Annotated in this window: 19 protein-coding genes, 4 tRNA genes and 3 rRNA genes; 3 read left to right on the top strand and 23 right to left on the bottom strand. The window is 35.8% G+C overall.

Going from position 1 to position 25,099, the window contains the following annotated elements; genetic code table 11:
* Positions 1–72: 72 nt before the first annotated feature.
* From AC38BG_RS02845 to AC38BG_RS02790, 12 genes are all read right to left on the bottom strand, one after another.
* Positions 73–1,188, bottom strand: a complete 1,116-nt coding sequence (locus tag AC38BG_RS02845) for a hypothetical protein (protein WP_489937654.1) — start codon at positions 1,186–1,188, stop codon at positions 73–75.
* Positions 1,189–1,327: 139 nt separating this feature from the next.
* Positions 1,328–1,399: transfer RNA gene (locus AC38BG_RS02840), tRNA-Gln, on the bottom strand.
* 6 nt (positions 1,400–1,405) lie between these two features.
* Positions 1,406–1,487, bottom strand: a tRNA-Tyr gene (locus AC38BG_RS02835).
* Between the two features lie 83 nt (positions 1,488–1,570).
* Positions 1,571–1,642 (bottom strand) — tRNA-Gln (locus tag AC38BG_RS02830).
* Positions 1,643–1,823: 181 nt separating this feature from the next.
* Positions 1,824–3,122, bottom strand: coding sequence for an extracellular solute-binding protein (locus AC38BG_RS02825; protein WP_489937653.1), 1,299 nt, complete (start codon positions 3,120–3,122; stop codon positions 1,824–1,826).
* 49 nt (positions 3,123–3,171) lie between these two features.
* Entirely contained in the window at positions 3,172–4,461 is a 1,290-nt protein-coding gene (locus AC38BG_RS02820) for an MBL fold metallo-hydrolase (protein WP_489937652.1), read from the bottom strand.
* Complete coding sequence (locus AC38BG_RS02815; RefSeq protein ID WP_489937651.1) at positions 4,445–5,269, bottom strand: carbohydrate ABC transporter permease; 825 nt, start codon at positions 5,267–5,269, stop codon at positions 4,445–4,447. The genes AC38BG_RS02820 and AC38BG_RS02815 overlap by 17 nt, the downstream gene beginning before the upstream one ends.
* Position 5,270: 1 nt before the next feature.
* Positions 5,271–6,137, bottom strand: coding sequence for a carbohydrate ABC transporter permease (locus tag AC38BG_RS02810; RefSeq protein ID WP_489937650.1), 867 nt, complete (start codon positions 6,135–6,137; stop codon positions 5,271–5,273).
* A 1-nt stretch (position 6,138) separates the two neighbouring features.
* Positions 6,139–7,224, bottom strand: a complete 1,086-nt coding sequence (locus AC38BG_RS02805) for an ABC transporter ATP-binding protein (RefSeq protein WP_489937649.1) — start codon at positions 7,222–7,224, stop codon at positions 6,139–6,141.
* Between the two features lie 89 nt (positions 7,225–7,313).
* Positions 7,314–8,750, bottom strand: coding sequence for a C69 family dipeptidase (locus AC38BG_RS02800; RefSeq protein WP_489937830.1), 1,437 nt, complete (start codon positions 8,748–8,750; stop codon positions 7,314–7,316).
* A gap of 19 nt (positions 8,751–8,769) precedes the next feature.
* Positions 8,770–9,660 carry a DNA/RNA non-specific endonuclease gene (locus AC38BG_RS02795; RefSeq protein ID WP_489937648.1) on the bottom strand — a complete coding sequence of 297 codons (891 nt, stop codon included), beginning with the start codon at positions 9,658–9,660 and terminating at the stop codon, positions 8,770–8,772.
* A gap of 68 nt (positions 9,661–9,728) precedes the next feature.
* A complete protein-coding gene (locus AC38BG_RS02790; protein ID WP_489937647.1) occupies positions 9,729–10,682 on the bottom strand; it encodes an exonuclease domain-containing protein in 954 nt (317 codons plus the stop codon).
* 181 nt (positions 10,683–10,863) lie between these two features.
* Here AC38BG_RS02790 and AC38BG_RS02785 point away from each other — a divergent pair, with 181 nt between their 5' ends.
* Positions 10,864–11,775 carry a proline-specific peptidase family protein gene (locus AC38BG_RS02785; protein ID WP_489937646.1) on the top strand — a complete coding sequence of 304 codons (912 nt, stop codon included), beginning with the start codon at positions 10,864–10,866 and terminating at the stop codon, positions 11,773–11,775.
* 34 nt (positions 11,776–11,809) lie between these two features.
* Here AC38BG_RS02785 and AC38BG_RS02780 read toward each other — a convergent pair whose 3' ends face one another.
* The 11 genes from AC38BG_RS02780 to AC38BG_RS02730 all read right to left on the bottom strand — a co-directional run bounded on the left by AC38BG_RS02780 (position 11,810) and on the right by AC38BG_RS02730 (position 23,246).
* The gene (locus tag AC38BG_RS02780) at positions 11,810–12,172 is read right to left on the bottom strand and encodes a DUF956 family protein (RefSeq protein WP_489937645.1); all 363 of its coding nucleotides are present in this window, start codon (positions 12,170–12,172) and stop codon (positions 11,810–11,812) included.
* 6 nt (positions 12,173–12,178) lie between these two features.
* Complete coding sequence (locus tag AC38BG_RS02775) at positions 12,179–13,099, bottom strand: PTS system mannose/fructose/sorbose family transporter subunit IID (RefSeq protein WP_489937644.1); 921 nt, start codon at positions 13,097–13,099, stop codon at positions 12,179–12,181.
* A 19-nt stretch (positions 13,100–13,118) separates the two neighbouring features.
* Entirely contained in the window at positions 13,119–13,928 is an 810-nt protein-coding gene (locus tag AC38BG_RS02770; RefSeq protein ID WP_489937643.1) for a PTS mannose/fructose/sorbose transporter subunit IIC, read from the bottom strand.
* A gap of 19 nt (positions 13,929–13,947) precedes the next feature.
* Complete coding sequence (locus AC38BG_RS02765) at positions 13,948–14,958, bottom strand: PTS sugar transporter subunit IIB (protein WP_489937642.1); 1,011 nt, start codon at positions 14,956–14,958, stop codon at positions 13,948–13,950.
* Between the two features lie 203 nt (positions 14,959–15,161).
* Positions 15,162–15,234, bottom strand: a tRNA-Asn gene (locus AC38BG_RS02760).
* Between the two features lie 12 nt (positions 15,235–15,246).
* Positions 15,247–15,363, bottom strand: a 5S ribosomal RNA gene (rrf, locus tag AC38BG_RS02755).
* 67 nt (positions 15,364–15,430) lie between these two features.
* Positions 15,431–18,344, bottom strand: a 23S ribosomal RNA gene (locus AC38BG_RS02750).
* Positions 18,345–18,551: 207 nt separating this feature from the next.
* A 16S ribosomal RNA gene (locus tag AC38BG_RS02745) occupies positions 18,552–20,115 on the bottom strand.
* The 16S, 23S and 5S rRNA genes sit together here with 1 tRNA gene alongside, the layout of an rRNA operon.
* Positions 20,116–20,557: 442 nt before the next feature.
* Positions 20,558–21,865, bottom strand: coding sequence for a serine--tRNA ligase (gene serS / locus AC38BG_RS02740; RefSeq protein WP_489937641.1), 1,308 nt, complete (start codon positions 21,863–21,865; stop codon positions 20,558–20,560).
* Between the two features lie 266 nt (positions 21,866–22,131).
* The gene (locus tag AC38BG_RS02735; RefSeq protein WP_489937640.1) at positions 22,132–22,668 is read right to left on the bottom strand and encodes a GNAT family N-acetyltransferase; all 537 of its coding nucleotides are present in this window, start codon (positions 22,666–22,668) and stop codon (positions 22,132–22,134) included.
* A complete protein-coding gene (locus AC38BG_RS02730) occupies positions 22,641–23,246 on the bottom strand; it encodes a TVP38/TMEM64 family protein (RefSeq protein ID WP_489937639.1) in 606 nt (201 codons plus the stop codon). The genes AC38BG_RS02735 and AC38BG_RS02730 overlap by 28 nt, the downstream gene beginning before the upstream one ends.
* 186 nt (positions 23,247–23,432) lie before the next feature.
* Between AC38BG_RS02730 and AC38BG_RS02725 the strand changes: the two genes are divergently transcribed.
* Positions 23,433–24,239 carry an alpha/beta hydrolase fold domain-containing protein gene (locus AC38BG_RS02725; RefSeq protein WP_489937638.1) on the top strand — a complete coding sequence of 269 codons (807 nt, stop codon included), beginning with the start codon at positions 23,433–23,435 and terminating at the stop codon, positions 24,237–24,239.
* A complete protein-coding gene (locus AC38BG_RS02720; RefSeq protein ID WP_489937637.1) occupies positions 24,232–25,086 on the top strand; it encodes a helix-turn-helix domain-containing protein in 855 nt (284 codons plus the stop codon). The genes AC38BG_RS02725 and AC38BG_RS02720 overlap by 8 nt, the downstream gene beginning before the upstream one ends.
* The last annotated feature ends 13 nt before the right edge of the window (positions 25,087–25,099 follow it).

Here is a 25,099-nt window from a genome sequence, read left to right as displayed (position 1 = left end):
TCTAATTAATTCGTTCTTTTTAAATTATCTTTATTGTAATACAGATTGGTCTATATTGCAGCATTTAAAACTTTAATCATTAATTTGTTTCCAATTACAATTTGTTATTTTTATATTAGAACCATGATCACATTTAATATCTATTGGATCTTTATCACTATGTAATATCTGTGCATTTATTTTGGCATTATCTAAGATCGCCATAATTGCAGTATTACTATTTAAAATTAAGTTTTTTCCAATTAATGAGGCATTACCACTCATGGCTAAATAATATTCAAATTCAAAAGTTCCATTAAAAGTAACTTGATCTGCATAACAATTCACTTCATCTTGAAAATCCGCATGTGAGCTAAATATAGAATTTTGAATAGTTAAATCAGCTTTATTGACCGCAATTAATCGATCTGCTCGACAATTTTGCATAATCACTCGAACATTTTTGTCGAAGTAAATCCCCCCAGCAAAAGTTGAGTCAATTAAATTCACCCAAGAATTATCATCTGCCATAAAACAACTATCGCTCTTGTCCAAAATCTTAGTACTTAACATATTTAGCCAGGCTTGACCATGCAAAATCAAAAAGCTAAGGATACTATTGTTCAAGTTGATCTCGACATTTGATTCAGAAAAAGTATTTAAACTGCCAATGATTTTACTATTATTAATCACAGCAGTTCCATGTCCTTCTAGTGCCAACGCACAATATTCATCTGAATAATAGTCAATAAAAGTATCATTCATCTCTAATCTAAAATCAGCAGTCTTAAAAAATGAGACACTCCCACCAATAATTTTAGATGAATATAATTCAACTGTACTTTTCCCATTAATCGCAATTGCTGCAATATCATCTTTATTAACCCGTAACACAAAATTGCGCAGAGTTAAATAAGCATCAGCCATAGTAGGTATGAATAATGCGTTGTGGTCTGTTTGATTGTCTAAACAAAGATTTTCTAAATTTAAGTATTTTGCATCTTGTTTTAATCCGATATACCCTAAAAGAACTGTATCTTCTGGAGTAGACCCTGTTCCTTTAATTGTTATATCTTTAAATAAAATATCTTTTGGTAGTTGATAAAATCCTGGCTTTAATATCAGAACATCATCAATTTTAAGTGAAGTTAAAGCTTCATCCCAATCTGTTTCAAATGTGTCTTCACCAATATGAATTATTCTAGGCAACTTGTCACATCCTATCTAAAAGCTTCTATATATTTTACTATAATTATCCAAATTTATCTTATATATGCTTCCAAAACAAAAAGACGTCTCATTACTGAAACGTCTATTCGTCGGGTTGGGTGTTCATATCTAAGAACAATTGGGTTAGCTGGATTCGAACCAGCGCATGACGACACCAAAAACCGTTGCCTTACCGCTTGGCTATAACCCAATATAGTGGAGGAGAGTGGATTCGAACCACCGAACTCAGAGAGAGCGGTTTTACAGACCGCCGCGTTTAGCCACTTCGCTACTCCTCCAATATAGGTACTTACTATGAAAAAATTATAATTTAAAATAAAAAGCTCTAATGTTAATTGAAACATTAAAGTTCTTATTTTAATTGGGTTAGCTGGATTCGAACCAGCGCATGACGACACCAAAAACCGTTGCCTTACCGCTTGGCTATAACCCAATACCTTGGTAATTTCTTACCAACACAAAATACTATACCCTAATTTGGAACTTGCGTCAAATTTTTTTGAAAAGAATTTATTTTTTTATGCTTTTTACTATACAAAAAACAAGTTCAAAGAAAAAGAACCAGTCATTTATTAAATGATTGATTCTTCAATTCAGTCTTTATCAGTAAAATTTTATTGCTTCCATGCAGCATCAAATTTAGCTTTACCATTTTCAATTTGCGAGTTAATGTTTTGCTTTTTAGCTGCGGCAGATAAAATATTTTGCATAATAGTATTCATTTGACTGTAAGTAGCATTTGAATTCTTAGCCACTGGTAAGCTATATAAGTGCTTCATAGCCTTATCTAATTTAGCAGGTAATTTCAAAGACTTGTTATCTTTATATTCTTTTGAGTTAATTACACTTTGGTTAACTGGAATATATCCTGTCTTATTTGCCCAAGTAAGTTGTGAACTCTTTGATACTAAGAATTTAATGTATTTAAATGCAGCTGCTTTTTGCATTGCAGAAGCCTTTGAGAACATATAAATATCAGTACCTTGTTGCATAGTGTATTCAGATGGACGAGGAGCTACTCCATAAGTAAATTTGTTACCTACACCCTTTTTAACAAATCCTTCACTTGCTGAAGTTCCAATAAACATTGCAACTTTTTCATTAGCAAATGGACCTGATAAGTAATGCTCAGATCCCGCTGTTCTAAAGTATCCAGCCTTAACACCATCTGCATAGTAATTAATGACAGCTTTAGAATCTTTACCTGTGAAGTTAATCTTATCAGTAAAGTTTACGCCGCGATCCTTCATCCCTAATGTGTAGTAATTAGACAATGAATCAAATCCAGCACCAACAACTTTATGATCAGATTTTTCATAAATTGTCTTTGAAGCTTGTTTTAATTCAGCCATGGTAGTTGGCACTTTTATACCATATTTTTTAAGCATATCTTGGTTATAAACTAATACTTCAATTGATTTATTAAATGGAATTCCATATTGGACACCCTTAATTTGAGCCCCCTTTAATAATTCACTTCTAATATCAGCACCATTTACACTACCCCAGCCAATTTTGCTTGTCATATAAGGCTTCATATCAGTCAACATCTTATTATTTGCAGCACTCCATAACCATCCAGGATATGCTTGAGTAATGGTTGGCAGATTATTTGGTGATTGCAAAGTAGAATTTATTTTTGCTTGTAAATCTGGATAAGTTCCTTGGTTTTCAAGCTTAACTGTAATATTAGGATTATCTTTTTCAAATTGCGCAGTTAATGTCTTTAATGTAGCTTGTTGTACACCTGTCATTCCATGCCAAAATATCACTTGAGTTTTTTTAGTAATTTTAGTTGGAATCTTTTCTGAACTAGAGCTATTATTAGATTCCCCCTTATTTGAACAAGCACTAAGACCAATTAATGCCAATCCAGCAATTGTAACAGCAGCTAGTTTTTTAGCAAACTTCATGAGCGAGCCTCCATAAAAAATAAAACTAAACTAAATTTTTTTGATTAAACTAAAGCGTAATAGTTTGGTTACGCTTAGGTAAAATCCTTATACCAAATGGGTTTTTTTCCAACTCAGGATGCAAAGTATGTACTGGAATCAAAATTTTGGGCTTTATTCCAGAAATTATTTGCTGCAACTCATGGGCATCTGCATGACCTGAATTGCGTAAAGCTACAAATTCAATGTTGTTTTTTTGCAAAGCATCAATGAAAAGACGATAAGCAGGATCAAAATCACCTAGTGGTTCTGCATTACTGTGAATGTACAAACCATCCGCCTTAAGTTTGTCATAATTTGCATCAACTTGCCAGAAATATCTTTGTGTATCATTTAACAAAGTATCATAATCTATTACTAATTCTGGCTTGAGCTCAGTAAACTTTTTTTCATCAGGTAAATAATAATATGGCACATCAATATCCAGTGCTTTTTTTAATAAATGGGCACGACGTGCATGTAACACTACTTGGCGTGGTGATTTATCAATAATCTGAAGCAGGCGATCAATATTAGTTGGATAAGTATTGAAAGTGATTTGACGATCAGGGTTTTTGATAATTAGATTTATAATATCTCCAATTAATCCAGTTTCATCTTTTGATCCTGAAAACTCCTGACCAATTTGTTCAGGAAATGACACTCCTGTCCCTTCAATAATTAAGACATCTGAATTTTGTGCATGGTCAATAAATTTTTCAACCCAATTTTTATGATATCCATGTAAACGAATATCCCCTGTATAAGCAATTTTTTTATCTGGAGTTTGAATAATTAATCCAGAAGCACCATATGCATCATGATCGCTTTGCCACACAGTCATAATCAAATCGCCAATCTGAATGGGTTTGCCAAATTCAGCAGCAATTATTGGTCTTGTATAATTTTTTTCATGATCTGCAGCAGGTAATAAAAAATCACCATTTTCGTTTAATACTGGTAATAACTTAGCAGTATTTTTACTTGTATATAATGGGATTTCAGGAGCCAATAAATTCATCGCCTTACTGTGGTCTAAATGTAAATGCGAAATATAAGCACCAGCATGTTCCCATCTATTAGTATCAAGTGATTTGCCAGTAATTTTCGGATCATAAAAGTTTGGTACATCCCCAATTAATTGATTCTTGATCAAAGTTGCATATTTTTCATCAGGTAGTTTCAATTCTGGTCGATAAACCATCCCTAAATCAAATAAAATATGTGACTTATTATAAGCAATTTCTATCATTGGACCGCCAATAGTAGTCAACCCATTATAAAAAGTTATAGTTGTTTTATTTTCAGGCTTTAAGGTCATTTCTCACTACTCCATTGATAATCTGTTTTCTAAAAATAAAGTAAATAATTAAGATTGGAAGCACGGTTAAAGTAGCCGCTGCTAATTGAAGTTCAGTTTCAGCTCCAGCATCAGATGCAAAAGCGGTTAATCCATTGTTCAACAAACGCATACTATCTTCATTAGTTACTAATAATGGCCACAAAAAAGCATTCCATCCTGAAATAAAGCTCAATAACCCTACTGTAAATAATCCTCCTTTAGACATTGGCACTAATATCCGCCAAATGTACTCCCAATCACTTGCACCATCAATTTTGGCAGCTTTATAAATTGTCGCTGAAATTGCGGTGAAGTAACTTTGCAAATAATACATGTAAAAAATCGATGTTAAAAATGGTAACACTAATCCCAAATAAGTATTCAATAATCCTAAATGAGCAATTGTATTGTAATTAGTAAATATAATTGCTTCTCCAGGTACCATTAATAAAGATAGTAATACCATTTGGAAAATACCCTTACCCTTGAATTTTAAATTAGTCATTGCAAATGCACCAAGCAGCGCATTAAACAAGCTTACTATAGTAGTAACAGAGGCTGTAATAAAGGTATTCAAAAAGTATCTAGCAAATGGAGCTTGTGCAAAAACCTTATTATAATTTGACCAATTAAATTTATGTGGAAATAAAGTTGGAGGGATCGTTGTTGTTTCTCTAAAACTCATTAATCCACCTAAAATCATATATATAAATGGATAAACAGTAATAATAGCAAAGATAATCAAAATTATATAGGCAACTAAAGTACCCCAACGAATTTTTTTCATTTTAGTAGCGTCCTATCTTTTTCATCATCTTGCGTTGCAAGAATGTCACAAATAAAATCAAGAAAAATAATACTACAGTTGCAGCCATTGCAACACCAGGAGTTCCTACCATTTGGAATTTATTAAAAATGTAAAATACTGCGGTTGATGCAGAATTTCCAATACCTGCTTGGCCATTAAACAAAGCATATACAGATGTATATACTTTGAATGCTCCAATCATATTCATTGTTAATAAAAACGCTATAGTTGGCACTAGTTGTGGCAATGTGATTCGACTAAATTTTTCCCAATCACTTGCACCATACATATCAGCAATTGTATAAAAATTAGGATTAATATTTCTCAAAGCACCCATTAAAATAACTATATTAAATGCTAGAGATGTCCAGATCCCAAAGATAATGATCGTAGTCAAACTCATATTAGGGTCATCAATCCAATTAGGTGCTGGCAGATGTACAGATCTCAAAATGAAATTCAACATCCCATATTCACCATTAAATATGTATCTAAATACAATACCTATAGCAATAGTGCTTGTTACATAAGGCATAAAAAATGTAGCTTCAACCAAAGTACTATGTTTTACTTGGGTAAAAATTAGCCAAGCCAAAAAAATCGAAATAACTAATCCCACTGGCACTGATATTAATGCATATAAAATAGTATTTTTCATTGCACGCCAAAATTCAGGATCATGAAATATATAGTTGTAATTGCTAAAGCCAGTCCATTCTAGATTAATCAATGAACCTTTTTGCATACTCATAGTAAATGCACGAATTATTGGCCAAATGCTAAAGAAAGTCACAAAAATAATGGTTGGTGCTAAAAAAATCCACGCTTTTTTTTGATTTGTTTGCATTTTAGTACACCCGCTCTCCATCTTTTGTAAAGATAAATACACGGTTCAGACGCAACTTGAATGCAACTTGATCACCTGGTTTGATATTTTGCTCCAAATTAACTAATGATCGTTGCTGCATCCCATCACTATTAAATTTTAATATTCGTTCGCGCCCAATTAATTCCACATCATTAACTTGCACCTTAATTGAACCATCAATATCAGGAATCACATTTTCTGGTCTAACAGACAAGATATATTCACCTGATAAATTATCTTGTTTAAATCTACTTTGATCAAAATCTTTTAAATCTAAAGTGAAATTATCACCTTTTACCATGCCATCTTCAATTGTCACTTTAAAATTATCAATTACCGGATTACCAATAAAATTAGCCACAAAATAATTATTTGGTTCCAAATAAAAGTTTTGCCCATTATCATTTTGCTGGATAACACCTTTATTAAATAAAATAATTTTATCCCCAATTGACAAAGCTTCTTCTTGGTCATGGGTCACAAATAAAGTCGTAATTCCTACTTCTTTGACTAATGCACGGATTTCTTCTCTGATTTTCAAGCGTAATCTTGCATCTAAATTACTTAATGGTTCATCCATCAATAATATCTTAGGCTCTTGGACTAATGCTCTTGCAATTGAAACACGCTGCTGCTGACCTCCAGATAATTGTCCAGGTTTTTGTTTAGCAAATTCAGTAATTTGTGTCATTTCCATATACTTTCTGGCAATCTTTTCAGCTTCTTGTTTGCTTTTTTTATTTTTTCCAACAGTTAACGGAAACATTACATTTTGTAAAACTGTCATATGTGGATATAGTGCATAATTTTGAAAAACATACCCTATCTGACGCTCAGATGGTGGAGTTTTTACTACTGACTTACCATCAAACAAAATATCACCACTAGTTGGATTCAATAATCCTGCGATCATATTTAAAATCGTAGTTTTCCCACATCCAGAAGGACCTAATAAACATACTAGATCTCCTTTTTTTACAGAAAAACTTACCTTTTTAATTGCTTCATATCCATTGTCATAAACCTTATGCAGGTCTTTTATTTGTACAAAATTATCTTCAGACATAATACTCTCACAGTTAAATCTAGATCTTATTAGTTCATCAACTTTAATTCTAAGTGAAATTTTTTCTGGCTACAAATTAAAAAGCTTTTTTATAAATTATCTCCTAAATCAAATTTGTATACGGATGATTCTAGAGCTTGTCTAGTCAAAATACTAATTAATTCAGCAGTTCTTTGAGTTACATTGTTGGCAGTAGCAATATTGGATTTAGTCAAAAAGTCTGTTAATTGTGTTCCACCTAAATCTTTTGCAACATTATCAATCTCATCTATTCTTGCAACACCGAAGCTTTGGCATTCATCACGATATGCATTAACTTGATTGATAAATTGATGATACCTAGGCTCTATTAAGACTTCTAAACTCTTATATAACCAATAAGCACTAGCATTTGCATCAACATAAGAATCAGCAACTTGATAATTAGCAGGGGTATTATTGCAATTTGCATAGAATGGCACATATGGACTGTATGCATAAAAGCCAAGGTTAATCCATTGAATTGCCGCATATTGACTTGGAACATCATTTCTAATTTGTAAGATATTACTTGATTGATTGCGGTCAAGAGCAATTGAACGAAACATTTTTTGTTTTTTTTCATCACCACTAGCATACGTATCCATTGGATCATATTGAGTGCCATTATAGTGGCTTGATAAGAAGAATTCGACATCTTCTATTGCAATTTTACGCTCAGGCTTTCTAGTAAAAGGCATATTTTGACTAGTTGGTTCTTGTTCAATTGATGGATTAAATAATTTTTGTCCATACCAAGTTCTAGGTGTGTTATAGTAACTATCGGCTTCTGATTGGGTTCCAAAAATATTTCTAAAATTAAAACCTTTGCCATTATTCAAGTGATATTTTTCAACAAAATCTTGGATTGTTGATGCATACATAAAATTATCATGGTCTTCAAAATCAATTTGATCAATTACCATAATATTAGGACAAATTGCATATGAATCATCTGGAATTTGAGCTGCAACCCATTGATGTCCAGCACCTGTTTCAAAATACCAGACTTCTTTATTGTCACTAAAGGCAATCCCATTTGATTCACCTGTACCATATTTTTCAATTAATTGACCTAATCGTTGGACACCCTCGCGAGCAGTTTTAATAAAAGGCAATACTAAATAAAGCATTGAATCTTCATTGACACCGTTTGAAACCAATGGATCATGTCCTAAACAACGTGCATTAGTTGCTTCTGTTTCAGTAGCACTCATTGCAACATTATATTCATTGATCCCTTGTTCATCCCATCGTCCAGCACTTTTATCTGCATTAGGAGTTGAAGTCCATGCACAACCATGTCCAGTTAAATGAACTTGCAAATTATTATAAGTTGATATGAAGTCTTCATCGTAGTCTTTTGCTGGATAATGAACATATGTCTTTTCATTAATTCCACCATGACTATCTTCATCTCTTGCAATAATAGTCGAACCATCAATTGTTGCGCCTTTACCTACTAAAATTGCAGTACAATTATCTATTTGTCGTTGATATTTTTTCATATTCATTATTACTTTCCTTTTATTGAACTTGCATATTGTGATCTACTTGATAATATCCATTATTATAATTAAAACTAAATCCAGGTTGAACATTAAAAATATACACATTAAAATCTAAACTACCATCTAAAGAAACCGCCTGTAAGTTAATCCCTCTAGCCATCAATTCATTACCTCTAAAAATTGGTGTAGCTTGATAAATTACCTTTTTATTATCACGTAGTGCTTTCCTAACATCTGTTTCAAACATAGTTTGGATACGTTGGTTAGTATAAGCTGATTGAGTAAATAAGTTTTTAGGATTATTTTGATCTCCTGATTGGTTTTGTGGATTATAGTTTCCATCTTGATCTATTCCTGCAGAAACTGAATATGCAATCAAATGCCCACGATTATATACTTGCACACCATTACGCTTATTAGAATGCCATGCAGTTGGATTCACAAATTGGCGAACACGCAATGAATCATTTGCGACATTTCTTTTTTCTAAAAATGCAGTATTTGAATGAGAAGTTCGGTTTAATGAATCTAAGTTAGAATAAATTACCTTATTAACTTTCCAAGCGTTTTTAATCAAAGTTGATTTATCATTGTTTACTACAATGTATGAACTGTTACCACTTTTAAAATTCAGATTCGCTAATTTTTGATAATCATTATCAGATAATCCACCATATTCATTATTGGCACTACTAGCTGATTGAATTGGACTTTGACTGACAGCTTTTTTTTGACTAGAGCTAGATTGTTTGCTAGATATGCTAAATTTAGGTGCGTTAGTATTATTTGAAGTTGTACTTTTGCCTGAATTAAATAAACCACCCCATATCAAAATGCCCAACAAAATAATACTGGTAATAAGTGTTGTTGTTGCGGATTGCTTCTTTTTTCTTCTGCGTTTTGCCATGAAAATACCCTCCATATTATTATCTACATTATAAAAAAAGAGGCTTTACAATTAAAGCCTTTTCTTCATTAACTACGTGCCCAATCATCTAACATATTTAAGAAGAAAGTTTCAGATAGTCTTTTTATTTTTGCGCCATTTTTGATTAAACTACGCGCTTCATTTAATTCAAGATTATCTTTTTTTAAGAAATCATGATCTCCCATAATTAAATAATTAGTATTCATCATTGGTTTTTCTTGCAAATTTCCACCTAAATTAGTTATCATTTTAGATCCATCTGCTTGATCCATCTGCAAATTATTAGTTAAAACAATATTTTTTGCATTTATTGGATTACGGAAACCTAATTGAATGAGATCAATATCATCAGCAGTTAAATCAACATTTTTAATTTTATTTTGGACTTGTTTCAACATATCTGGTGTGAAATTTTCTTTAAAATCATCATAAACTTTTTTAGTATCAATTGAATCATCTAAACCGCGATGCTGTTCTATTTGAGCAATTCCTGCCCGTTGCATTACATCAATTAATCTATTATGTTGTCTTGGGTAAAATACACGTGCAAATCGTAATACATCTACATAATTATTTGACAGCACTGGTAATTTGTATTTTTTCATTAAGTCATATAAAAAATTCAGATCAAAATTTACATTGTAGCCAATGATTGTATCTGACCCGATAAATTTTCGAAACTGCTCAGCAGCAACTGCAGCTGGGACACCTTTTTCATTAATTAATTCTTCACTAATTCCGTTCATTTTTGTTAAAAATGCAGGAACTTTAGTTGAATCAGGAAATTTCACTAAATTGGTATATTGATCTACTATCTCCCCATTACGAACCTTTATCCCACCAAGTTCAGTTATCCGATTATATATTGGACTTAATCCAGTTGTTTCAATATCAAGTAAAGTATAATCATTCAAAAAATCAGGGATTTCCTTACCTTTTTTGCGTAACTTGTTTTGTGCACCAGGTATATTTAAAACCCCATCTTTTATAGTTATTGCCATTAATTTTCTCCTCGAATTTAATACATTTAAATTTTAACATCTAATAATCATTTATTTTAGCAAGATAACTTATATTTAATATTGGCATTTCATGAAAGAGCCTTCAAATACTTTGGGAGATAGGTTAAAATATAAACATATGTTTTGTTATCAAACTAAAAATTAAGGAGATATTTGAATTATGAAACAAGGAACAACCATTATTACTCTTGATAATGGTTATCATTTATGGACTAACACCCAAGGAAATGGAGATATTCATTTATTAGCACTGCATGGCGGTCCTGGCGGTAACCATGAATATTGGGAGGATGCCGCTGATCAACTTGCTAAACAGGGTTTAAATGTTCAAGTTCACATGTATGATCAATTGGGTTCATTATATTCAGATCAACCTGATTATAGTGATCCTAAAATTGCTAAAAAATATCTTACCTATGAATATTTCTTAGATGAAGTTGAAGAGGTCAGAAAAAAATTAGGTATTGATAATTTTTACTTAATTGGTCAAAGTTGGGGCGGATTATTAGTTCAAGAATATGCTGTAAAATATGGTAATCATTTAAATGGTGCTATCATTTCTTCAATGGTTGATGAAATTGATGAATACGCAGCCGCAGTAAATAAGCGCCGCAAGGAGGTTTTATCCAAAGAAGAGATTGACTTTATGAGACGTATTGAAGCTAGCGGTGAATATGATAATCAACGTTATCAATCAGATGTTCAAATCTTAAACATTAATTTCGTTGATCGAAAGCAACCTTCAAAGCTATACCATTTAAAAGATTTAGGTGGAACAGCAGTATATAATGCTTTTCAAGGTGATAACGAATTTGTGATAACTGGAAAACTAAAAGATTGGCATTTTAGAGATCAACTTCATAAGATTAAAGTTCCAACTTTATTAACTTTTGGTGAACATGAAACTATGCCACTAGAAACTGCAAAAACTATGAATAAATTAATTCCAAATTCACAATTGGTAACTACTCCTTATGGAGGACATCATCATATGGTAGATAATCCTGATGTTTATTACGCACATTTAGCAGAATTTATCCAATCAGTAGAAACAAATACATTTAATAAATAGAAAAAAGGACGTTTTTGAAAAACGCCCTTTTTTTCTATTTACGAGTAAATCGCTGTTTAATTTTTTGAATTACACTCAATGCACGTCTAATGTGATCGCCAGGTATATAGTTACGAATTGCTCTTAATGTTCTTTTGGGATTTTTCGTTGCAAAAATAAATGTACCATTTTTTCTAGTACGAATTTCGAAGCGAGGAATCCATTTTCCACCAAAATAAACATCAGCTACAACCATTGTAACTTCATCCCATGGAATTTGAACGTAGTCTTCTACATTTCTATCATTATAAAATTCAAATGCTTTATCGCCAACCATAACTTTGCCATATACAGCAATAGATCTAAACCATGTTGCATCAACTGTTAAGTCAACTTTTGTATTCAAAGATTGTGCCATTTTAAATTAAAGTAATCCAATATAGTGTCCAGCAACACCAATTACGAAAATTCCTAAAATAATGATAATCGGAGAAACTTTCTTCTTTAATAACCACATACATAAGAATGTTAATAATAATGCTGCAAATCCAGGAATCAATAAGTCTAAGTTTTGTTGCAATGTTGTTGTCTTAACAGGAGTCAAAGATTTGCCTTTGCCCATGTCCCATTGTAATAATGCTTGTTGAATTCCTTTACCACCTGCTGGTAATTTACTCCATTCAATATATCCACCTTTTTGGATAGGACTTTGTGAAACTATAGGCTTAAAATCAATTTTAACCCAACGTTCAATCAAAGCACCCAAAACGAACATACCCATCATAGCGGCACCACGAGTAACCTTTTGCAATAAACCACCAGATAAGTCTTCAGTAATCTTAGAACCTAAATTATAACCTAGTTCTTGTGTATACCATAAAAAGGCAATACGCATGATGTTCCATAAAACAAAGAACAAGATAGGTCCCATAACGTTACCTTGAATAGCTAATGAAGCACCTAAAGCAGCAATAATTGGTCTCATAGTGAACCAAAATACTGGGTCACCAACACCAGCTAAAGGTCCCATCATACCAACCTTAACACCTTGAATAGCTTCATCTTCAATTTCAGCACCATTAGCACGATCTTCTTCTAAGGCAAGAGTAACACCTAAAATAGGAGCTGCTAAGTAAGGGTGAGTGTTAAAAAATACTAAATGTCTTTGAAGTGCTTCTGCCAAATCTTTTTTATCAGGATAAAGTTTTTTCAAAGCAGGGATTAAGCTGTATGCCCAACCACCATTTTGCATTCTTTCAAAGTTCCATGAACCTTGTAAAAAAGTTGAACGCCATGAAACACGCATACGATCAGCTTTTGTTAAATGGATTTTTTTATCAGCCATTATAATCGTATCCTCCTTTTTAATAATCATTCAAAATGTCGCCAAGTGGGTCACCAGTACCTGATGAAGCGTCATTTCCACTATTATTGTTTGAAGATTTACCTTCTAATGCTAAATAAATTAATGCTAATGCTAAACCAATTGCACCTAAAGCGATCAAAGTTAAATCTTGAACAGCTGCCAAAGCAAAACCAATTGCGAAAAATGGCCATACTTCACGGTTAGCCATCATGTTAATAACCATTGCATAACCAACAGCAACAACCATCGTACCACCAATTGACATTCCTTCATTTAACCATGCAGGCATTTTTTCAAGTAAGCCTTGTACAACATTTGATGGAATAGCTAATAACAAAGCTGCAGGAATTGCAATTCTCAAACCTTGCAAAGCAATAGCAATATATTGCCACATGTCGATCTTACGATAATTTCCCTTTTCGGCATCTCTATCCATAATATGAACAATGGCAGTTGAAATAGTACGAACAACCATAGTCAAAAATAACCCAGCTACAGCCAAAGGAATAGCTATACCAATAGCAGTACCAATGCCTTTTTGTCCATTACCACCTTGAATCAGGATGATAGCAGAAGCAACACCAGCTAATGCAGCATCTGGAGCAATAGCTGCACCAATATTAGCCCAGCCTAATGCAATCATTTCAAGAGTACCGCCTAAAATAACACCTAAAGTCAAATGACCAGTAACTAAACCAATCAAAGTACATGAAACTATAGGTTGATGAAATTGAAACTGATCCAAGATACCTTCCATACCAGCTAAGAAGGCAACTAAAACAACCAGTATCATTTGAATAATATTCATTTATTATCCTCCTAATAGATTATTTATTCTTTTGCTCATCAATTAATTTTTGAGCTTTATTTAACAAATTATTGAAGTTTTCAGCACTATCTGAAGGAACTTTACGAACATCAAATTTAACGCCCATCTTTTCCAATTGTCGATAAGTGTCTACATCCTTTTGATCCATTGCTAAAACAGTATTAACATTTACTTTACCGTTACTGTAAGCCATTGATCCAATATTTAATGTCTTAATATCCACGCCATCCTTGATTGCGCGTAAAGCATCTTCAGGATTTTCAAATAAAATTAATGCATGTGTATTACCAAAACGTGGATCTTTGACAACTTCAGCCATCTTTTTAATTGGAACAATATTAGCATGAACACCTGCAGGAGCAGCTTCTTCGATCATAGTTTTGCGCAATTTATCTTTTGAAACATTATCTGAAACAACGATAATACGATCAGGAAGTGTAGCCTTTGTCCAGCCAGTAGCTACCTGGCCATGTAATAAACGTGAATCAATTCGTGCTAATACAAATTTAATATGACCATCACCTAGTACTGTTCCTTCAGGTATTGAGCCTGTAGGTTGTTTTGAACTAGTGACTTCTTTTTTAACCGTAGTTTTAGGCATTAAGCTTTCAGGTTGAGTCTTAATTCCGTCTTTTGCGGGTTCAACAATTGCAGTAGCAATTTTTTTAGCTGAATTTACAGAAAATCTTTGAGACAAAGATTCAATAACCATAGGTAAATTCATACCTGTAACAATAGCCCAATTAGCAGCTTTTTCTGCTTTATCCTTAATCAAATTATTTGCTTGATTAAAAGGAGTACCTCCCCATAAATCGATTAAGAACAACACTTCATCTTGATTATCAAATGAAGCAATGGCATCTTCCATCTTAGCGCGAATATCATCAGGACCTTCATCTGGCTTTAAGATAACATGTGCAAAATTATCTTGTTTACCAAAAATCATTTGAGCAGATTGTGCAATACCATCTGCAAATCCACCATGACTTGCTAGGATAATTCCTACCATTTAATTCCCTCCTCTTTAATAAACCTTATACTGACATACAAACATTATTTTACTATAAAATTGGTCTAAATGCGCACAAATTTATTAACATAACACGTTTGTAACATTATCAGTTCAACGTTGTAAACGGAATCAAGGGTAAAAACTTAATCAAAAAAGTGCAATAAAAAAAGAAAAGACTCTCATCTTTCCTTCTCACTTTACTCCGGTTGCCAGGTTCGAACTGACGACATCTTGATTAACAGTCAAGCGCTCTACCAGCTGAGCTAAACCGGATTATTAAAAAAAGCACGGCAGCTACCTACCCTCGCAGGCAGTTTCCCACCAACTACTCTCGGCGTTAAGAAGCTTTACTTCCGTGTTCGGCATGGTTACGGGTGTTTCCTTCTTGCTAGCGCCACCGCACTTTTCTTCCTCTTTTTGAGCTCTTACACTCAAAACTGAATAACAACTTCCTTACCTTACAATCTCTTTGGTCAAGTTCTCGACTGATTAGTACTGGTCTGCTCCAGATATCACTATCCTTCCACTTCCAGCCTATCTACCTCTTAGTCTTAGAGGTGTCTTATTGCTTTACACAAAGGAAATCTCATCTCGAGGGGGGCTTCGCACTTAGATGCTTTCAGCGCTTATCCCGTCCACACTTAGCTACCCAGCGGTGCCATTGGCATGACAACTGGTACACCAGCGGTGTGTCCATCCCGGTCCTCTCGTACTAAGGACAGCTCCTCTCAAATTTCCTACGCCCACGACGGATAGGGACCGAACTGTCTCACGACGTTCTGAACCCAGCTCGCGTGCCGCTTTAATGGGCGAACAGCCCAACCCTTGGGACCGACTTCAGCCCCAGGATGCGACGAGCCGACATCGAGGTGCCAAACCTCCCCGTCGATGTGAACTCTTGGGGGAGATAAGCCTGTTATCCCCAGGGTAGCTTTTATCCGTTGAGTGATGGCCTTTCCATGCAGTACCACCAGATCACTAAGCCCTAGTTTCCTACCTGCTCGAGTTGTCTCTCTCGCAGTCAAGCTCTCTTGTGCCTTTACACTCTATGAATGATTTCCAACCATTCTGAGAGAACCTTTGGGCGCCTCCGTTACTTTTTAGGAGGCGACCGCCCCAGTCAAACTGCCTGCCTGACACTGTCCCTGATTGCGATTTTCAACCTAGGTTAGGGCAACCGTAAAACAAGGGTAGTATCCCACCAGCGCCTCCAGCAAGACTAGCGTCCTGCTTTCTCTGGCTCCTACCTATCCTGTACATCTTTTACAGTTACCCAATATCAAGCTACAGTAAAGCTCCATGGGGTCTTTCCGTCCTGTCGCGGGTAACCCGCATCTTCACGGGTATTATAATTTCACCGAGTCTCTCGTTGAGACAGTGCCCAAATCATTACACCTTTCGTGCAGGTCGGAACTTACCCGACAAGGAATTTCGCTACCTTAGGACCGTTATAGTTACGGCCGCCGTTTACTGGGGCTTCAATTCGCGCCTTCGCTTGCGCTAAGCGCTCCTCTTAACCTTCCAGCACCGGGCAGGTGTCAGCTCCTATACGTCATCTTACGATTTTGCAGAAACCTGTGTTTTTGATAAACAGTTGCTTGGGCCTCTTCACTGCGGCTGATCTTTCGATCAGCGCCCCTTCTTCCGAAGTTACGGGGCTATTTTGCCGAGTTCCTTAACGAGAGTTCTCTCGCTCACCTGAGGATACTCTCCTCGACTACCTGTGTCGGTTTGCGGTACGGGTAATACCTCTCTTGCTAGAAGCTTTTCTTGGCAGTGTGACTACATAACCTTCGCTACTTTAATTTCGCTCCGCGTCACAGCTCAGACTTCCTAAAAATAAGCATTTTACTCATCTTTATCCTTACTGCTTGCACATGGATTCCAGCTCCATGCGTTACTTGCCTCCTGCGTCCCTCCATCGCTATTAACGATTAGTATTAGTACAGGAATCTCTACCTGTTATCCATCGGCTACGCTTCTCAGCCTTACCTTAGGCCCCGACTTACCCTGGGCGGACGAGCCTGCCCCAGGAAACCTTAGTCTTGCGGTGGACAGGATTCTCACCTGTCTTTCGCTACTCATACCGGCATTCTCACTTCTAATTGCTCCACCAGTCCTCTCGGTCTGACTTCTCCGCTATTAGAACGCTCTCCTACCACATACTTTTTCAAGTACATCCACAGTTTCGGTACTATGCTTAGCCCCGGTAAATTTTCGGCGCGGCGTCACTCGACTAGTGAGCTATTACGCACTCTTTGAATGATTGCTGCTTCTGAGCCAACGTCCTAGTTGTCTGCGCAACTCCACATCCTTTTCCACTTAGCATAGATTTTGGGACCTTAACTGGTGATCTGGGCTGTTTCCCTTTCGACTACGGATCTTATCACTCGCAGTCTGACTCCCGTGTATGGATATCTGGCATTCGTAGTTTATCTGGATTCAGTAACCCCTGACGGGCCCCTAGTCCAAACAGAGCTCTACCTCCATTATCCTTTCTCACGAGGCTAGCCCTAAAGCTATTTCGGAGAGAACCAGCTATCTCCAAGTTCGTTTGGAATTTCACCGCTACCCACACCTCATCCCCGCAATTTTTAACTTACGTGGGTTCGGCCCTCCAGCCAGTTTTACCTGGCCTTCAGCCTGGACATGGGTAGGTCACTTGGTTTCGGGTCTACGTCAACTAACTTATTGCGCCCTTTTCAGACTCGCTTTCGCTACGGCTCCGTCTTTTCTGACTTAACCTTGCTAATTAACGTAACTCGCCGGTTCATTCTACAAAAGGCACGCCATTACACTTTAATGTGCTTTGACTATTTGTAGGCACACGGTTTCAGGTTCTCTTTCACTCCCCTTCCGGGGTTCTTTTCACCTTTCCCTCACGGTACTGGTTCACTATCGGTCACTATCGAGTATTTAGCCTTACGAGATGGTCCTCGTCGCTTCAATCGGGATTCCTCGTGTCCCGACCTACTCAGGAGAATACTCACACTTCGCTTCGATTTCGACTACAGGGTTCTCACCTTCTTTGACTTACCTTCCCAGATAATTCGTCTATCTCTGCTCTTATGCTTTATCGTATTTCCTACAACCCCATAAAATAAATCCTATGGTTTAGGCTCTTTCCTGTTCGCTCGCCGCTACTAAGAAAATCGATCTTTCTTTCTCTTCCTGCAGCTACTTAGATGTTTCAGTTCACTGCGTCTCGCCTTTATCAGCTATGTATTCACTGATAAATAATGCATCTCTGCACTGGGTTCCCCCATTCGGATATCTCCGGGTCTTAGCTTACTTACTGCTCTCCGAAGCCTTTCGTGGTTCGTCACGTCCTTCTTCGCCTTATAGTGCCTAGGCATTCACCGTGCGCCCTTTTCTACTTGACCTAACTTTTTCGTTCGATCGCTCTCTATTTACGCTCTCGGTCTTTTCTCTTTGATTGTCTCGGTTTTTTTCGTTGTTATTCAGTTTTCAATGTACTAACTTGAGAGTTACTACTCTCAAAACTAAACAAAGTTTCTTTAGTGTGCTTCCTGGTCTTTGGATACTTCTCTTAGTATTGCTACTCTCCATATCCTTTGCCTTTTCCTTAGAAAGGAGGTGATCCAGCCGCAGGTTCTCCTACGGCTACCTTGTTACGACTTCACCCCAATCATCTGCCCCACCTTAGGCGGCTGATCCCTTGCGGTTATCTCACCGACTTTGGGTGTTGCAGACTCTCATGGTGTGACGGGCGGTGTGTACAAGGCCCGGGAACGTATTCACCGCGGCATGCTGATCCGCGATTACTAGCGATTCCAGCTTCGTGCAGGCGAGTTGCAGCCTGCAGTCCGAACTGAGAACAGCTTTCAGAGATCCGCTTACCTTCACAGGTTCGCTTCTCGTTGTACTGCCCATTGTAGCACGTGTGTAGCCCAGGTCATAAGGGGCATGATGACTTGACGTCGTCCCCGCCTTCCTCCGGTTTGTCACCGGCAGTCTCATTAGAGTGCCCAACTTAATGCTGGCAACTAATAATAAGGGTTGCGCTCGTTGCGGGACTTAACCCAACATCTCACGACACGAGCTGACGACAGCCATGCACCACCTGTCTTAGTGTCCCCGAAGGGAATGCCCAATCTCTTGGGTTTACACTAGATGTCAAGACCTGGTAAGGTTCTTCGCGTTGCTTCGAATTAAACCACATGCTCCACCGCTTGTGCGGGCCCCCGTCAATTCCTTTGAGTTTCAACCTTGCGGTCGTACTCCCCAGGCGGAGTGCTTAATGCGTTAGCTGCAGCACTGAAAGGTGGAAACCTTCCAACACTTAGCACTCATCGTTTACAGCATGGACTACCAGGGTATCTAATCCTGTTTGCTACCCATGCTTTCGAGCCTCAGCGTCAGTTGCAGACCAGAGAGCCGCCTTCGCCACTGGTGTTCTTCCATATATCTACGCATTCCACCGCTACACATGGAGTTCCACTCTCCTCTTCTGCACTCAAGATTGACAGTTTCCGATGCTATTCTTCGGTTGAGCCGAAGGCTTTCACATTAGACTTATCAATCCGCCTGCGCTCGCTTTACGCCCAATAAATCCGGACAACGCTTGCCACCTACGTATTACCGCGGCTGCTGGCACGTAGTTAGCCGTGACTTTCTGGTTGATTACCGTCAAGTCAAGGGCAGTTACTCCCCTGACCTTTCTTCACCAACAACAGAGCTTTACGATCCGAAAACCTTCTTCACTCACGCGGCGTTGCTCCATCAGACTTGCGTCCATTGTGGAAGATTCCCTACTGCTGCCTCCCGTAGGAGTTTGGGCCGTGTCTCAGTCCCAATGTGGCCGATCAGTTTCTCAACTCGGCTATGCATCATCGCCTTGGTAAGCCGTTACCTTACCAACTAGCTAATGCTCCGCAGGTCCATCCTTTAGCGACAGCTTACGCCGCCTTTTAAGCTTCAATCATGCGATTAAAGCTTTTATCCGGTATTAGCTTCTGTTTCCAAAAGGTATCCCAGACTGAAGGGCAGGTTACCCACGTGTTACTCACCCATCCGCCGCTCGCCTGTATCTATTTCCATTCCGAAGAACTTCTATAGGCAGGCTCGCTCGACTTGCATGTATTAGGCACGCCGCCAGCGTTCGTCCTGAGCCAGGATCAAACTCTCAATTTTAAAAGTTTGAGCTTTTTAGCTCTAGATTTTTTTGATTTGTTTATCTCAAATTTATTGCTTGCGAAATTGACTTCGCTTATTTGTTTTGGGTTCTTACACCCGCACACTATTTAGCGAAACTTTGTTCAGTTTTCAAAGTACTAACTTGCTTTGTAAAAAGCCTTTATTAGTTTATCATAACTCGTTCTTTCTTGTCAAGAACTTTTTGATAAATCTTTTGCGCCGCTCAGCCTTTCAACTGACGACATCTAAATATATTACTAGCTTTGTTTCTCTTTGTCAAGAACTTTATTCTTTATTTTTTAACTTCTTGTTCAAGGCTTTTAAGCTTCTTGTTTTATATCTTGGATATCGTTTTTTGCGACTTAAATAATATATCATTTATCTTGCTTGTTTGGCTAGTCTTTTGCATAAAAAAAGAGCCTTTTTGGCTCTGATTTTTTTAATATAAAGTACTTTCTTTGGTAATTTTAGTCATACCATGCATATATGGAACTAATACATCGGGGATTGTGATTGAACCATCTTCATTTTGATAGTTTTCCATAATTGCAGCTACAGTTCTACCTACAGCAAGTCCAGATCCATTCAACGTATGAACTAATCTAACTTTATCATCTGCATCGCGATAACGAATCTGTGCACGACGAGCTTGGAAATCAGTACAGTTTGAACAACTAGAAATTTCACGATATTTATTTTGAAATGGAAGCCACACTTCTAGATCATATGTCTTAGCACTTGTAAAACTTGCATCCCCAGTTGATAATGCAACAACATGATATGGTAGATCCAGTTTTTGCAATAACGTTTCTGCATTATGAGTCAAGCGCTCTAGTTCATCCCAAGAATCTTCTGGTTTAACAACTTTAACCATTTCTACCTTATTAAATTGGTGCATTCTGATTAATCCTCTAGTATCGCGGCCTGCACTACCAGCTTCACTTCTAAAAGCAGGAGTCAATGCAGTTACATTAATAGGAAGTTTATCTTCATTGACTATTCTATCACGGAAATAATTTACTAGCGGTACTTCTGCAGTTGGTATTAAAGTTAAATCCTTTGGTTTATCAGGATCATCATTATCTACAATTGTATAAACATCTTCAGTAAATTTAGGAAATTGACCTGTTCCTTGCATTGAATCATCATTTACTAAATAAGGCGGAATTACTTCAGTATATCCTTCAGAAGTATTAGTATCCAAAAAGAAATTGTAAACTGCACGCTCTAAGAGCGCACCTGCACCTTTATAATATACAAAACGTGCACCTGAGACTTTAGCTGCAGTATCAAAATCCAAAATATCTAAATCCACCCCTAAATCCCAATGAGCCTTTGGTTCAAAATTAAATTTAGTTGGAGTTCCCCATTTACGAACTTCTTGGTTATAACTTTCATCAGGACCAATTGGATCAGAATCAGCTGGGAAATTAGGCAAACGCAACAAAATATAATTTTGTTTTTCAGTTAATTTATCGATTTTAGCATCTAATTCTTTGATTTTTTTGCCAACTTCACGCATCTCGCTAATCGCTTGGCTAGCATCTTCTTTATTGCGTTTTGCTAAAGCAATTTTTTTAGATACGTCATTACGTTGAGCTTTTAAAGTTTCGCTTTCATTGATACTTGCACGTCTTTTTTTATCAATTTCTACTAATTTATCTAGAGTTTCTGGTTTTATCCCTCTAGTAGCGAGTTTTTTCTTAGCCCAGTCAAGACGATCTCTAATAACTTTTATATCTAACATATTTCCTCCTATAAATAAAAAAGCCGATCTATCCACAACAACAGTTGGGACGAATCGACTATAGCTTCGCGGTGCCACCCAAGTTTGGCAAAAATTGCCACACTCATATTTTGCAATAACGGTGCAACCCCGTACAACTATTCATTGTCCATTAAATAAAAACCTGGAAACGACTATGCATCTGCTCACACCAAACGCAGACTCTCTGAAGCAGTCTTAGGGTTTTATGTTTAAATAAATTCTATCATGATCAAAAAATAATGCAATCATAAATTGCTTTTCCATTGATTTGATTTTAGTAAATAATAATCTTCTTGTTCATTTAATGCACTATTAACTAAACTATAATCAACCTTGTACATATAATGAAAACCAAATTTTTTTAATAGTTGTCTTGATGGAATGTTATCGCTGTACACACCCGCCCAGATCTCTTGCAACCGTAGGTCACTAAATGCATATTTTAATATTAAATGCACCGCTTCTGACATTATGCCTTGTCGCCAAAACTTTTGATCAAGTAAATAACCTAATTCTTTTGAATTAGTCGTCCTTTTATACAGCTCAATAATGCCTATCATTTTATTAGTAGCATTTAAACAAATTGCATAACTATAATCTCTTTTCATATATCTAGAAATTGATTTTTGTGCTTGTATCAAGGTATCAACTTGTGCAAAATTAGCCCATTTATGGTAAATGGGATTTTTTGACCATTTCAAAATTGTCACAGCATCGGTAGGAATAAATTTTCTTAGATATATCCTTTTGCCTTTTAGTGATGTATCAAATGTGCTATCCATTTTGTCCCATACATTAACCCTAAACTATATGCAGCTATTGTCCATGGTTTACATAAAATTATAATCCAAAAATAAGTCCAGAATTTCATCTGTGTAAGTCCAGAGATCATACATAAAACATCATCCGGAGCTGCTGGAGCTGCAATACATATTGCAAAAAACCAATTATATTTTTTCTGGTTTTTAGTCCATTTCATGTACTTTTCTAGGGTTTCTTCTGAAACTAAATGTAATATAAAAGGCTTTCCATAATATCTTGATAAGAAAAAAATTATAAATGATCCAATACAAATTCCAACATAATTATAAATAAAACCAGCTGTAGGTCCAAAAAATATTACCCCAGCTAGCAGTGAAATACCACCTGGAATAATAGGAATAACCACCTGCACTATCTGGATTAAGACAAATACTACTGGACCAATGATTTGCTTATTAGCCAGATATGCTTTCATCTTGGTTTGACTAGTAAAAATTCCTAAATGCCACCAGTATATACATAAGATAATAATTATTATACTCGTCGTAATAGTTAAAATATTAATTAATTTTCTACTTGCTTTTGGCGAAAGATGCATATAATTTTCCTACCTTTCTAGTAATAGTAATTTTACCAAAAAAAGTATTTTTAAACTAATTTTTAGCAATTACTAATTAAATACAGTTTTTCATAATAAATAAGCCAAATTACTAGCCAAATATGGCATTTATTTTTTATAATATAAATGCTAAAATCCAAGTTAGCTTAGAAAGGAAACTTTTTTATGGTCGTTATCAAACAAAATGTTACTTATGATCAAGCTCACAAATTAGCGACTGATATCTACTTTCCTAATGATACCAATTCTAATACAAAAATTTTGATCTTTTGGCATGGTGGTGGATGGTTTCGTGGTAATAAAGATTCGGTAAAAAATATTGGTATTAGATTTGCAAATGCCGGGTTTATGACCTTTATCCCTGAATATCGTCTCGCTCCTGCATATACTTTTCCTGCAGCACATATTGATGCAGAAAAATTTATACAATGGCTATTAAAATCAAAATATACTGATCCAGATGATCTGAATAACATAGCTCAAATTGGTGCTAGTGTTGGGGGAACAATGGCATTGCAAATAGCTGGTAAATACGGGTTTTCAACAGTTACATGGTCTGCTCCTGTTAGTTTTTCAGATTGGATTAAAAACCACCCAAAAATAAAGCCTGCACTCGATCCTGCAAAAGAGTTAAATTTGCAACAAACTGATCAAATAAATCAGGCCTTTTATAAATATTTTACACTAACTTATGCTGGTGCAAATAATCCTGATATATTAAAAAAACTCGATGCTACTAGTTATGATTATACTAACTTGAAGCATTTGATGATGATCAACTCAGCAAATGAATTAACAGAAATAGATACAGTATTAAATTTTGTGAAATTTTTAGCCAAAAATAATCACGAAGTTGAACTACTGATTATCAAAGGAACTCGACATGCTATGTCATACAGTAAGGAATATATCGATGAAACACTCGACTTTTTATATCAAGCAAATAAAAGGAATAATATAAGCAATGATTAATATTAAAAAATTCGTAGAAATTCGTAAATCACTAAAATTATCACAAACTGAATTATGTGATGGGATATGTACTCAATCTACATTAAGTAAATTTGAAAATAATGGTCGTGTGCCTTCATTCAAAATTGTACAAAAGTTGTGCAGCCGCATGAATATTACAATCGCTGATATTATGGTACCAACTATTGAAGCAGATACTGAAAAATCTTTGTTTGATGCAGATCTTGCTTTCAACACTTTCCAATATACTAAAGTTACCAAGATTTTAAAAGGCATTAAGAAAAAGCAACTCACTAAGCCACAAGAAAAGTATCATTATGACTATTTAGCAGGACAACTTGCTTTAAAAGTTGATCATGATGAAATGGGAGCATTATATTACTTCAATGGTATTTTAACTGCACCAAATATGTATCCAAATGATATTTATCGTTTGTTAGCATTAAATGGTTGTAGTGAAGTATATGCATCAAAAGGCGAAGCTGATAAGGCAGAACATTATTTTGACCAAATCATGAAATACATTATGGATGTTAATATTACTAACAACCAACTTGCTATGCAGGTATTGTCAATTCTATTTTGTGTGGGTAATTTCTATGGTGAACAAGAAAAATATCGTCATTCAGATAAATTACTACAATATGCATACAAAGTTTGTGCAAATAATCATATTGTATTTTACTTATCACGTATATTATTCAGACTTGCATTGAATCAACAAGCTGAAAATGCTGATAAAGAAACAGTAATTGAATCATTAAATGATGCTGCAGCATTTGCAAGATTGAATGATAATAAGATCATTTTGGAACATGCTCAAAAAATGTTAGATGACTTACAATAATTAAATATGGCTT

The sequence above is a fragment of the Lactobacillus sp. M44 genome (assembly GCF_058130005.1).
The sequence above is the reverse complement of the archived record's forward strand: the minus strand, read 5'-3'. Positions and strand labels throughout refer to the sequence as shown.

Excerpts from the sequence above, each read along its gene's own strand:
- AC38BG_RS02825 (WP_489937653.1), bottom strand. The coding sequence starts at position 3,122 with ATGAAGTTTGCTAAAAAACTAGCTGCTGTTACAATTGCTGGATTGGCA.
- AC38BG_RS02820 (WP_489937652.1), bottom strand. The coding sequence starts at position 4,461 with ATGACCTTAAAGCCTGAAAATAAAACAACTATAACTTTTTATAATGGG.
- AC38BG_RS02815 (WP_489937651.1), bottom strand. The coding sequence starts at position 5,269 with ATGAAAAAAATTCGTTGGGGTACTTTAGTTGCCTATATAATTTTGATT.
- AC38BG_RS02810 (WP_489937650.1), bottom strand. The coding sequence starts at position 6,137 with ATGCAAACAAATCAAAAAAAAGCGTGGATTTTTTTAGCACCAACCATT.
- AC38BG_RS02805 (WP_489937649.1), bottom strand. The coding sequence starts at position 7,224 with ATGTCTGAAGATAATTTTGTACAAATAAAAGACCTGCATAAGGTTTAT.
- AC38BG_RS02800 (WP_489937830.1), bottom strand. The coding sequence starts at position 8,750 with ATGAAAAAATATCAACGACAAATAGATAATTGTACTGCAATTTTAGTA.
- AC38BG_RS02795 (WP_489937648.1), bottom strand. The coding sequence starts at position 9,660 with ATGGCAAAACGCAGAAGAAAAAAGAAGCAATCCGCAACAACAACACTT.
- AC38BG_RS02790 (WP_489937647.1), bottom strand. The coding sequence starts at position 10,682 with ATGGCAATAACTATAAAAGATGGGGTTTTAAATATACCTGGTGCACAA.
- AC38BG_RS02785 (WP_489937646.1), top strand. The coding sequence starts at position 10,864 with ATGAAACAAGGAACAACCATTATTACTCTTGATAATGGTTATCATTTA.
- AC38BG_RS02780 (WP_489937645.1), bottom strand. The coding sequence starts at position 12,172 with ATGGCACAATCTTTGAATACAAAAGTTGACTTAACAGTTGATGCAACA.
- AC38BG_RS02775 (WP_489937644.1), bottom strand. The coding sequence starts at position 13,099 with ATGGCTGATAAAAAAATCCATTTAACAAAAGCTGATCGTATGCGTGTT.
- AC38BG_RS02770 (WP_489937643.1), bottom strand. The coding sequence starts at position 13,928 with ATGAATATTATTCAAATGATACTGGTTGTTTTAGTTGCCTTCTTAGCT.
- AC38BG_RS02765 (WP_489937642.1), bottom strand. The coding sequence starts at position 14,958 with ATGGTAGGAATTATCCTAGCAAGTCATGGTGGATTTGCAGATGGTATT.
- serS (WP_489937641.1), bottom strand. The coding sequence starts at position 21,865 with ATGTTAGATATAAAAGTTATTAGAGATCGTCTTGACTGGGCTAAGAAA.
- AC38BG_RS02735 (WP_489937640.1), bottom strand. The coding sequence starts at position 22,668 with ATGGATAGCACATTTGATACATCACTAAAAGGCAAAAGGATATATCTA.
- AC38BG_RS02730 (WP_489937639.1), bottom strand. The coding sequence starts at position 23,246 with ATGCATCTTTCGCCAAAAGCAAGTAGAAAATTAATTAATATTTTAACT.
- AC38BG_RS02725 (WP_489937638.1), top strand. The coding sequence starts at position 23,433 with ATGGTCGTTATCAAACAAAATGTTACTTATGATCAAGCTCACAAATTA.
- AC38BG_RS02720 (WP_489937637.1), top strand. The coding sequence starts at position 24,232 with ATGATTAATATTAAAAAATTCGTAGAAATTCGTAAATCACTAAAATTA.